Origin of the sequence: Citrobacter sp. RHBSTW-00986, assembly GCF_013783065.1 — a bacterium.
Classification (GTDB): domain Bacteria; phylum Pseudomonadota; class Gammaproteobacteria; order Enterobacterales; family Enterobacteriaceae; genus Citrobacter; species Citrobacter braakii.
The window spans coordinates 4,111,791-4,123,553 of the sequence record NZ_CP056200.1 but is presented as its reverse complement, the minus strand read 5'-3'; the positions used below and the strand labels follow the sequence as shown (position 1 = coordinate 4,123,553).

Sequence of the window (11,763 nt, the reverse complement as noted above, 5' to 3'; positions counted from 1 at the left end):
TAGGGTGATTGATTGCGGGAGTTTATCATAACAATCGTTATATCCCTTAATTGCGCATCACAGGCTTGGCGATGCGTAATCAGGGCTGAGCGGCTGGTCGGACAATCCAGGCGGTTGCGCTGAGAGTGCGTCGTGCTATCATCAGGGAAGATCGGTTACATCCCCCTAACAAGCTGTTTAAAGAGAATCGCTATCATGACGGACAAATTGACCTCCCTTCGTCAGTTCACCACAGTAGTGGCCGACACCGGAGACATCGCGGCAATGAAGCTGTATCAGCCTCAGGATGCCACAACTAACCCTTCTCTCATTCTTAACGCAGCGCAGATCCCGGAATACCGCAAGCTGATTGATGACGCTGTAGCCTGGGCTAAGCAGCAGAGCAACGACCGTGCGCAGCAGGTCGTCGACGCGACCGACAAGCTGGCAGTAAATATCGGTCTGGAGATCCTGAAACTGGTCCCAGGTCGTATCTCCACTGAAGTTGACGCTCGTCTGTCCTACGACACCGACGCGTCCATCGCTAAAGCAAAACGCCTGATCAAAATGTACAACGATGCTGGCATCAGCAACGATCGCATCCTGATTAAACTGGCTTCAACCTGGCAGGGCATCCGTGCCGCTGAGCAGCTGGAAAAAGAAGGCATCAACTGTAACCTGACTCTGCTGTTCTCCTTCGCGCAGGCACGTGCATGTGCAGAAGCTGGCGTATATCTGATTTCTCCGTTCGTTGGCCGTATTCTTGACTGGTACAAAGCCAATACCGACAAGAAAGAGTATGCACCGGCAGAAGATCCGGGTGTGGTTTCCGTAACGGAAATCTACGAGTACTACAAACAGCACGGTTACGAAACCGTAGTTATGGGTGCGAGCTTCCGTAACATCGGCGAAATCATTGAGCTGGCAGGCTGCGATCGTCTGACGATTGCTCCGGCACTGCTGAAAGAACTGGCGGAAAGCGAAGGTGCTATCGAACGTAAACTGTCTTTCTCCGGCGAAGTGAAAGCGCGCCCTGCACGCATCACCGAAGCTGAGTTCCTGTGGCAGCATAACCAGGATCCGATGGCTGTAGACAAACTGGCGGACGGTATCCGTAAGTTTGCTGTAGACCAGGGTAAACTGGAAAAAATGATCGGCGATCTGCTGTAATCATTAGTGCGTGGCCCTGATATGGGTCACGCTACCTCTTCTGAAACCTGTCTGTCCTTCCCTTCGCAGTGTATCATTCTGTTTAACGAGACTGTTTAAACGGAATAATCATGAATACTTTACGCATTGGCCTGGTTTCCATTTCTGACCGTGCTTCCAGCGGCGTTTACCAGGATAAAGGTATCCCGGCCCTTGAAGAGTGGCTGGCGTCAGCCCTTACCACCCCTTTTGAGCTGCAAACGCGATTGATCCCGGATGAACAGGCGATCATCGAACAGACCTTATGCGAGCTGGTAGACGAAATGAGTTGTCATCTGGTGCTGACTACCGGCGGAACGGGTCCGGCCCGTCGTGACGTAACGCCTGATGCAACGCTTGCCGTAGCCGACCGTCAGATGCCGGGCTTTGGTGAGCAGATGCGCCAGATAAGCCTGCACTTTGTGCCAACGGCGATTCTTTCCCGTCAGGTTGGCGTGATTCGCAAGCAGGCGTTGATCCTGAATCTGCCTGGGCAGCCAAAATCGATCAAAGAGACGCTGGAAGGCGTGAAAGATGCCGACGGTAAGGTTATCGTGCCGGGTATTTTTGCAAGTGTACCGTATTGTATACAGCTATTAGATGGGCCGTATGTGGAAACCGCACCGACTGTTGTAGCATCTTTTCGTCCTAAAAGCGCAATACGCGATACAAAAGCCTGAAAGTAGCCCGATCGTGACATAAGTGCCAATGACAGTGGAGTATTGAATTGTTTACGATATAGTAATTTTTGCTTTACATATATCAACAAACAGATTCAATTACTTCACTGACTCATGGTTTGCTATGTCACAACACACTCGACCGCTGAATCGCCAGGATTATAAAACCCTTACGCTTGCTGCCCTTGGTGGTGCGCTTGAGTTTTATGATTTCATTATCTTTGTCTTCTTTGCCGCTGTTGTTGGCGAGCTCTTCTTCCCCGCAGACATCCCTGAATGGCTACGTCAGGTGCAAACCTTCGGCATTTTTGCCGCCGGATATCTGGCGCGTCCGCTGGGGGGCATCATCATGGCGCACTTTGGCGATCTGGTCGGGCGCAAGAAAATGTTCACCCTGAGCATTTTACTGATGGCGATACCGACGCTGGCGATTGGTCTGTTGCCTACCTACGCCTCAATGGGGATCCTCGCGCCGCTGCTGTTACTTCTGATGCGTATTTTGCAAGGCGCTGCCATCGGCGGAGAAGTTCCGGGCGCGTGGGTGTTCGTGGCGGAGCATGTACCGGAGCGTCGCATCGGCATTGCCTGCGGAACGCTGACTGCCGGCCTGACGGTGGGAATTCTGCTGGGGTCGGTGGTTGCGACGCTGGTGAACACCAGCCTGACGCAGCAGGCGGTGCATGATTACGGCTGGCGTATTCCTTTCCTGCTGGGGGGCGTGTTTGGGCTGGTGGCGATGTACCTGCGTCGCTGGCTGCAGGAGACGCCCATATTTCTCGAAATGCAGCAGCGTAAAGCGTTGGCGCAAGAGCTACCGGTGAAGTCAGTGGTGAGCAAACATAAAAAAGCGGTGGTTATTTCAATGCTGCTGACCTGGCTGCTTTCAGCCGGGATTGTGGTGGTGATCCTGATGTCACCAGTCTGGTTGCAGAAGCAGTATGGCTTTGCGCCGGCGCTAACGTTGCAAGCCAACAGTGTCGCTACCATTATGCTGTGCGTCGGTTGTCTGCTGGCCGGGTTTATTGTCGACCGGGTCGGCGCCAGCAAAACCTTTATTGTCGGCAGCCTGCTGCTGGCCTGTTCAAGCTGGTTTTTCTATCACCTGACCGGCAGCCATCCCCAGCATTTGTTCCTGTTATACGGGCTGGTGGGGTTATGCGTTGGCGTGGTGGGGGCTGTGCCTTATGTGATGGTGCGCGCGTTTCCGGCGGAAGTCCGCTTTACCGGAATATCCTTTTCTTACAACGTGTCGTACGCCATTTTTGGTGGTCTGACGCCAATCGCCGTCACGATGTTGATGAGCGTGTCGCCAATGGCTCCGGCCTGGTATGTGCTGGCGTTATCGCTGGTAGGGCTAGGTTTGGGGATTTGGCTGCGACAGGATCTTTATCATCGCGATTCGAGCGTACAGGCAGAGTTACAGCGCTTGTAAGGAATATCCCCCCGTCAGGGGGGATAGCATCAGATTAGTGCGCTTCACCAATCGGCAGGATGGTACGGCCAAACTGTTCGTTCAGCACTTCACCCATCGCCAGGTAAATGGCGCTTGCGCCACACACTAAGCCTACCCAGCCAGCAACGTGAATGATCGCTTCGTTACCCGCAATGTTGCCCACGGCCAGCAGGGCGAACAGCACTGTCAGGCTCAGGAACACGAACTGCAGCATGCGCGCGGCTTTCAGCGTACCGAAGAACATGAACAGAGTGAACACGCCCCACAGACCGAGGTAAGCGCCCAGGAACTGACTATTGGTTGCATCCGCCAGGCCCATTTTCGGCATCAGCAGGATCGCAACCAGCGTCAGCCAGAACGAACCGTAGGAGGTAAAGGCGGTTAAACCGAAGGTGTTGCCTTTTTTATATTCCAGCAGTCCGGCAAAAATTTGCGCGATACCGCCGTAGAAAATGCCCATCGCCAGAATAATAACGTCCAGAGCGAAGAAACCCGCGTTGTGCAGGTTAAGCAGAATGGTGGTCATGCCAAAGCCCATCAGGCCCAGCGGTGCCGGATTAGCCAACTTAGTGTTGCCCATAATTCCTCAAAATCATCATTGATTGAATGGTGAAATAGTTTCCCCGAATAACGATCGCTGTCTTCGGGGCGCGGCATGATAATCAGGGGAGAGGGCACTGTCTATGATCTAACGAAGGGTAAATGAATTATTTTCCCTGTGATGGGCATCACGCTAGCCAGTTACGGCGGTGCTGCTCAGCAGAAGGCCCATAAGCAGGCTGGCGGAAAGGGTTAACACGGATTTCATGGAGTTTCTCTTTGACGGCTGCAAAAGTGTGTGACTTCAGACCATATTACCGTCGTCATAAAAACGATTCATGCTCGTAATCTTTTCTTTTTATTGCAATTTTCATGTGAATGGCTTTCCTGATTTAATTGGTTTTATGAATTAATTCTGGTTGGCGACTATTCATTTTTATCTCTTTTTGCCTTTTTTCTGCGAATTTATTGCCACAAGGCTAAAAAAATTTTTCATGCCCCCCTTGATGACGTGGGTTACGACCCCATCTTGTAGACAACCGCAGTGGTGAGTCTGAAAAAAAACGATTCAGGGTAGTTGAAACCGCACGTTTCGCCCTTATTACAGATTCACAACCACATGATGACCGAATTTTTAGTGGAGACGTTTAGATGGGTAAAATTATTGGTATCGACCTGGGTACTACCAACTCTTGTGTAGCGATTATGGATGGCACTACTGCACGTGTGCTGGAGAACGCCGAGGGCGATCGCACCACGCCTTCTATCATTGCTTATACCCAGGATGGTGAAACTCTGGTTGGTCAGCCGGCTAAACGTCAGGCAGTGACAAACCCGCAAAACACCCTGTTTGCGATTAAACGCCTGATTGGCCGCCGCTTCCAGGACGAAGAAGTGCAGCGTGATGAAGCCATCATGCCGTACAAAATCATCGGTGCTGACAACGGTGATGCATGGATTGACGTAAAAGGTCAGAAAATGGCACCGCCGCAGATTTCTGCTGAAGTGCTGAAAAAAATGAAGAAAACGGCTGAAGATTACCTGGGTGAACCGGTAACTGAAGCAGTTATCACCGTACCTGCATATTTTAATGATGCTCAGCGTCAGGCAACCAAAGACGCCGGCCGTATCGCAGGTCTGGAAGTAAAACGTATCATCAACGAACCAACCGCAGCTGCACTGGCTTACGGTCTGGATAAAGAAGTCGGCAACCGTACTATCGCGGTTTATGACCTGGGTGGTGGTACTTTCGATATCTCTATTATCGAAATCGACGAAGTTGACGGTGAAAAAACCTTCGAAGTTCTGGCAACCAACGGTGATACCCACCTGGGTGGTGAAGACTTCGATAGCCGTATGATCAACTACCTGGTTGACGAATTTAAGAAAGATCAGGGTATCGACCTGCGTAACGACCCGCTGGCGATGCAGCGTCTGAAAGAAGCCGCTGAGAAAGCGAAGATCGAACTGTCTTCCGCTCAGCAGACCGACGTGAACCTGCCGTACATCACTGCAGACGCGACTGGTCCGAAACATATGAACATCAAGGTGACCCGTGCGAAACTGGAAAGCCTGGTTGAAGACCTGGTTAACCGTTCTATCGAGCCGCTGAAAGTTGCTCTGCAGGATGCTGGTCTGTCTGTTTCCGACGTTCAGGACGTTATCCTGGTCGGTGGTCAGACTCGTATGCCGATGGTACAGAAGAAAGTAGCTGAGTTCTTCGGTAAAGAGCCGCGTAAAGACGTTAACCCGGACGAAGCTGTGGCAATCGGTGCTGCCGTTCAGGGTGGTGTATTGACCGGTGATGTGAAAGACGTGCTGCTGCTGGACGTTACCCCGCTGTCTCTGGGTATCGAAACCATGGGTGGCGTGATGACTGCACTGATCGCGAAAAACACCACTATCCCGACCAAGCACAGCCAGGTGTTCTCTACTGCTGAAGACAACCAGTCTGCGGTAACCATCCACGTGCTGCAGGGTGAACGTAAACGTGCCGCTGATAACAAAGATCTGGGTCAATTTAACCTGGATGGCATCAGCCCGGCTCCGCGCGGTATGCCGCAGATCGAAGTTACTTTTGACATCGATGCCGACGGTATCCTGCACGTTTCCGCGAAAGACAAAAATAGCGGTAAAGAGCAGAAGATCACCATCAAGGCTTCTTCTGGTCTGAACGAAGAAGAAATTCAGAAAATGGTTCGTGAAGCAGAAGCGAACGCAGAATCTGACCGTAAGTTTGAAGAGCTGGTTCAGACCCGTAACCAGGGTGACCATCTGCTGCACAGCACTCGCAAGCAGGTTGAAGAAGCAGGCGACAAACTGCCGGCTGATGACAAAACTGCCATCGAGTCTGCACTGACCGCGCTGGAAACTTCTCTGAAAGGCGAAGACAAAGCGGATATCGAAGCGAAAATGCAGGCGCTGGCACAGGTTTCCCAGAAACTGATGGAAATCGCTCAGCAGCAGCACGCACAGCAGCAGGCTGGCGCAGCAGGTGCTGATGCTTCTGCAAACAACGCGAAAGATGACGACGTTGTCGACGCTGAGTTTGAAGAAGTGAAAGACAAAAAATAATCGCCCTTTGAACGGGTAATTACTGGCACGGGCGAAGAGGTTTCCTCTCCGCCCGTGCACGCATGTTAGGGGCAGATAAAAAGAGATGGCTAAGCAAGACTATTACGAGATTTTAGGCGTTTCCAAATCAGCGGAAGAGCGTGAAATCAAAAAGGCCTACAAGCGCCTGGCCATGAAATATCACCCGGACCGCAACCAGGGTGATAAAGAGGCCGAAGCCAAGTTTAAAGAGATCAAAGAAGCGTACGAGATCCTCACCGATGCGCAAAAACGTGCGGCTTATGATCAGTACGGCCATGCAGCGTTTGAGCAAGGCGGTATGGGCGGCGGCGGCGGTTTTGGCGGCGGGGCCGACTTCAGCGATATCTTTGGTGACGTGTTTGGCGATATCTTTGGCGGCGGTCGCGGTCGTCAGCGCGCCTCACGTGGTGCTGATTTACGTTACAACATGGATCTCACTCTGGAAGAAGCCGTGCGTGGCGTCACCAAAGAGATCCGTATTCCGACGCTGGAAGAGTGTGATGTTTGCCACGGCAGCGGTGCGAAGGCGGGCACGCAACCCCAGACCTGTCCAACCTGTCACGGTTCTGGTCAGGTGCAGATGCGTCAGGGCTTTTTTGCCGTACAGCAGACCTGTCCACACTGTCAGGGCCGCGGTACGTTGATTAAAGACCCGTGCAACAAATGCCATGGTCATGGTCGCGTTGAGAAGAGCAAAACGCTGTCCGTTAAGATCCCGGCTGGGGTTGATACTGGCGACCGTATTCGTTTAGCGGGTGAAGGTGAAGCCGGTGAACATGGCGCGCCAGCAGGCGATTTGTACGTTCAGGTGCAGGTAAAACAGCACCCAATTTTCGAACGTGAAGGCAATAACCTGTACTGCGAAGTGCCGATTAACTTTGCGATGGCAGCGCTGGGCGGCGAGATTGAAGTGCCGACGCTGGATGGTCGCGTGAAGTTAAAAATCCCGGGCGAAACGCAGACCGGCAAACTGTTCCGCATGCGTGGTAAAGGCGTTAAGTCAGTACGCGGCGGCGCACAGGGCGATCTGCTGTGCCGTGTGGTGGTTGAAACCCCGGTAGGCCTCAACGACAAGCAGAAGCAGTTGCTGAAAGATCTGCAGGACAGCTTTGGCGGCCCGACCGGCGAGCAAAACAGTCCGCGCTCTAAAAGCTTCTTCGACGGTGTGAAGAAATTTTTTGACGATTTGACGCGCTAATTTACAGCTGTCTTATTAATTAAAAGGCCTTGGATTGAAGAATCCTGGGCTTTTTATTTTTGTATCGAATACAAAAATAATTAGTTAGATATCAAGAATAAATCTTCAGGAAAAATGATGAGAAATGATTTTTTAAAATAAAGATTTTCTTCTATTTTTTGCTCAGTTAATAGAAGAAAAGGTGAGTGAAATGCTTGTGCGCGAAAATGATTTTGACTTCAATTTAATTAAGATATTTAATGCCGTTGTGGAATCCGGAAACGCTTCTCGAGCTTCCGAGAGATTATCCATAACACCAGCTGCTGTTTCTCAGGCGTTAAGTCGATTACAGAATATTTATTCATTTAAGCTCTTTGAACGAACCCGAAAAGGGTTGACGCCTACGAAAAAAGGATTGGAACTCCATAAGGCCTATAGCCATGTTGTGAATGTAATCAACGCTACATATTCACTTTCAAAGAATAACTACGATCCTCCAGCAATAACTTTATTAGGGAGTGATATTGTAGAGAATTATTATCTCCATCATTTTATTAGGAATGATGAATTAATTGAAAAGTATGAAATAAATCATTATGCAGTAAATAAAAATAGCGAAGATACTTTGGCTGAAATGTTACTTTCTGGAGTGGGTGATATTTTAATTAATCTTTCACCACCAAAAAACTTTGATATTGAAGTCCATCTTATTGACGTTTTTAGGCAATATGTTTGTATTTGTGGCAACGACAATCCACTATCAATCTTAGAGCAAATCTCACTACACCATTTTTATACTTTTTCACATGCGGTATATCAATCTGATATGTTCTCTCCGGAAGTAATGGTTTATACCAATAGCGTTGATCATAGAACAGAACGTAAAATAGGTTATCGCAGCGATTCTATGTTAGGGGTAGTCAATATAGTAGAAACAACAAATATGATCTGCATTGTACCTCTTGAGTTGGCTTCATTTTTTAAATATACCAGAGGGTATAACATTAAAATATTATCACTGCCTGATGAATTATTTTTTAAAACAATCCCTGTTTATGCTTCTTTATATAAAAAAAGCAAATATTATGTTGTGCTTAGAGAGTGGATAGTGATACTGCAATCTAAATATTCATCTATAAATGATCGGGATAATTTATGTCAGTGATAATAAGTTCAGAACCTGCCTTAAAGTATATTATAGAGCTAGAGACTATTCTTGCGATTATTATCGTGAGTGCTTGGGGGGGAGTCGTTAGCTATCTCATGAGAGAAGCCCGGGGACGAAAGAAAAAAAATATAGCAGGATGTTTAAAACAAGTCATTATTTCATGTTTTACAGGTTTTTTACTCTCTGGCATTGCTCTTGATAAAGGTGCTGGTATAAATATGATACTCATATTGTCAGGGCTGGGAGGGGTTTTTGCTGGGCCCGTACTGAAAATGTTGAAAGATAAACTGGCACAGGTTTTTGCTAAGTGAGCTGTATTGCCCGTCCATGGGCATTACCATACTTAAAGCAAGTAAAATCTTAGTGTGATATATAGAATTATTGTAATAAATAAAATCATTGCATAATAATACAGAAACGGTTTCTGCAGGAAATGATGTTTGCTATTTAAGCATTTTATTTCTATGTTTTCATTAATCTGTACTCCTTGACGTGGAATTGTAATGAACAAATTGTCAATGCCAAAAATTCTCAGGTCTTTTCTGACCAGATAGAGTAGTTGAGTCAGATTAGCATCACTTATAAATGTACTCCTGTCCTCCCATAATGCTTCCGCAATATGATTTTTCCTTATCACCAGTTCTTGCGCATGAGTTAGGATGAAATTTAAACATTTAGAACGCATATGAGTAAGTTTTATAGTTCGCTTCCCATCTTTACTTTTTAATTCATGGCTGGCGTTATCATACATACAACTATTTTTAATAATGTAAATGGTCATTTATATACCATGGTTAGTTTAATGTGTTCAGAAATATTAAATACAAATTTTCTGTTATTCAATACATATGCATACCTATTGCATGTAAAAACGATACGTGTCACATAAGTTATGATATTTTTAGTTTGTATTAATTTTAAATTAAATAGGAGTTATTTATTTAATTGGCCATTAGGGGGGTAGGGAGGCATTATTGAGTTTTTTGACATAGGCTGAATGGCAATTTATAGACTTTTATTTGGGGATATATGGCATAGCATATTAATAGATGGTTTTATAGTCACATAAATTTTTTGTTTCTTCATAAAGATGTTTTTTTAGATTATTTTATTACTAGTTATTTGTACGAATACTACGGTTCTGTTTATCTTACCAGCTATCGGATTATATAGCCGATTGGAAATGAAAACTTTTTGTGAAAGGATAGAGATATGCAAATTAATAAATTACAAATTAGTCAACCAGAACCTCGTATGCCAGTTAACCAGAAAATTGATGTTGATAACGCAACGGTGCTTTCGCATAATGCAATCTATCAAACACTCCTCTCTGCAGTGGTGGAAACTAATGATTATGATAATGCCATAGTTACGTTAGATCCTTATAGTACGGCACCTTTAAGCCTATATCTGGGTATTTGGGGGAAATTGAATGAAGATATCAAAATTAATGTGCAGGATAGCAAGGGGATAACGGTAGCTGTATCCTGGACCTACAGCATGCAGACCGGTGCAAACCTGATTCCAGTTTCGGGTCTGGTTGCCGGGGAGGATAATGTCGTTACCTTAATCTCAGGTGCGCAGATTGTTGGGCAATACACGGTAACCCCATCAGCATTGCCGCCATCGGATTCTGCTGATATCAGTCTTGGCTTCCCTGTCATCACTGTGACAAAGTCAGTTGACGATTCCTCATTAGTTGTAGATGGCCTTTATTTTTCAACATATTTTGATCGCTATAATCTTGCCTTTGATCAAAATGGCATCGTTCGTTGGTATGTCTCTCAGGCAATTCCTTCTTATAACTTTGTCCGAACAGACAGCGGGCATTTCCTGGCTACGTCACAAGGAATTAATCACTGCCTGGATATGTACGAATTTGACGTAATGGGCAGAGTATATGCAGTCTATCTCCTTGATAATGAGTTTCATCACTCCATTCTGCCATTAGAGAACAATCTGGCTATTGCCCCCTCGGAATATACTAATGGACGTCCAGATGATTACTCAACAGGTAAAGATGGTGTTTCCATTATCGATCTCACTTCAGGGCTTGAGGTTGCTTATTATGACATGTTAAAAGTGATGGACTATTCTCGTTCGCCACGTCCATCAGGAAGTGCACCGGGTCAATCGGCTACGATGGATGACTGGCTGCATATCAACCAGAGCTATATTAATACAACCAATAATGTGCTGGTTTCATCAGGGCGTCACCAAAGTGCCATCTTCGGTGTTGATGTCGACTCGGGCCAACTGCGTTTTATTATGGCTGATCATGAAGACTGGGCCTCCGACTTTGAGGAATACTTGCTGACACCAGTCGATGAGTCAGGTAATCCGCTGTTTGATTTTTCTACTCAAGATGGAATTGATTTAGCGAACAGTAATTTCTGGACATGGGGGCAGCATAATATCGTAGAGATTCCAAATGCTGAGATCGGTATTCTGGAGTTTTTAGTTTTTGACAATGGAAATTATCGTTCTCGAGACGATGCCAGGAGCTTGTTGCCAAAGGATAACTTTAGCCGGGTAGTTCAGTTTAGAATAGATCTAAACACGATGACGGTAACACGCTCGTATGAATATGGGAAAGACGAGGTTGGTAGCAGGGGCTACAGCAGCTTCGTAAGTGCCAAGCATTTATTGAGCAATGGTAATCTGGTCATCCATTTTGGTGCAAGCACCATGGATGAAAATGGTCGTCCTCTATCTGCCCAACCGGGATACAGTGATATTGTGGATCCGCAAGATGGAAGTCAGGCGCTGGGGATGTTGGTATTACAAGAGATCAATAAGCAGACGAAACAGCTTCTTTTTGAGGCGACGGTAACGTCAGGTTATTATAAAAATGCTGAAGTAAATGGTGATGATTATCGTTATGATATTTCTGCTTTCAGAGTTTATAAACTGCCATTATTTTGATAAGTAAAAATGAATGCGGCCATGATTGTGGCCGCATTATGTATTAAATGATCTTACT

The 11,763-nt window shown here is 46.9% G+C and carries 9 protein-coding genes; 8 read left to right on the top strand and 1 reads right to left on the bottom strand.

Going from position 1 to position 11,763, the window contains the following annotated elements; translation table 11 throughout:
* Positions 1–195: 195 nt before the first annotated feature.
* From tal to HV345_RS19915, 3 genes are all read left to right on the top strand, one after another.
* Complete coding sequence (tal, locus tag HV345_RS19925; RefSeq protein ID WP_016151631.1) at positions 196–1,149, top strand: transaldolase; 954 nt, start codon at positions 196–198, stop codon at positions 1,147–1,149.
* Positions 1,150–1,259: 110 nt separating this feature from the next.
* Positions 1,260–1,847 (top strand): molybdopterin adenylyltransferase, encoded by a 588-nt coding sequence (gene mog / locus HV345_RS19920; protein WP_016155649.1) that lies wholly within the window; start codon positions 1,260–1,262, stop codon positions 1,845–1,847.
* Positions 1,848–1,971: 124 nt separating this feature from the next.
* A complete protein-coding gene (locus tag HV345_RS19915; protein ID WP_016151633.1) occupies positions 1,972–3,279 on the top strand; it encodes an MFS transporter in 1,308 nt (435 codons plus the stop codon).
* A gap of 34 nt (positions 3,280–3,313) precedes the next feature.
* Here HV345_RS19915 and satP read toward each other — a convergent pair whose 3' ends face one another.
* Positions 3,314–3,880, bottom strand: a complete 567-nt coding sequence (satP, locus tag HV345_RS19910; RefSeq protein ID WP_047358362.1) for an acetate uptake transporter — start codon at positions 3,878–3,880, stop codon at positions 3,314–3,316.
* A 611-nt stretch (positions 3,881–4,491) separates the two neighbouring features.
* Between satP and dnaK the strand changes: the two genes are divergently transcribed.
* From dnaK to HV345_RS19885, 5 genes are all read left to right on the top strand, one after another.
* A complete protein-coding gene (gene dnaK / locus HV345_RS19905; protein WP_016151634.1) occupies positions 4,492–6,414 on the top strand; it encodes a molecular chaperone DnaK in 1,923 nt (640 codons plus the stop codon).
* A gap of 85 nt (positions 6,415–6,499) precedes the next feature.
* The gene (dnaJ, locus tag HV345_RS19900; protein WP_008786151.1) at positions 6,500–7,633 is read left to right on the top strand and encodes a molecular chaperone DnaJ; all 1,134 of its coding nucleotides are present in this window, start codon (positions 6,500–6,502) and stop codon (positions 7,631–7,633) included.
* A gap of 190 nt (positions 7,634–7,823) precedes the next feature.
* Positions 7,824–8,777: a LysR family transcriptional regulator gene (locus HV345_RS19895; protein WP_181598605.1), complete on the top strand. Its 954-nt coding sequence runs from the start codon at positions 7,824–7,826 to the stop codon at positions 8,775–8,777.
* Positions 8,768–9,091, top strand: a complete 324-nt coding sequence (locus HV345_RS19890; RefSeq protein WP_046275510.1) for a phage holin family protein — start codon at positions 8,768–8,770, stop codon at positions 9,089–9,091. The genes HV345_RS19895 and HV345_RS19890 overlap by 10 nt, the downstream gene beginning before the upstream one ends.
* Positions 9,092–9,992: 901 nt before the next feature.
* Positions 9,993–11,705 carry an aryl-sulfate sulfotransferase gene (locus HV345_RS19885; protein ID WP_181635966.1) on the top strand — a complete coding sequence of 571 codons (1,713 nt, stop codon included), beginning with the start codon at positions 9,993–9,995 and terminating at the stop codon, positions 11,703–11,705.
* Positions 11,706–11,763 lie beyond the last annotated feature (58 nt).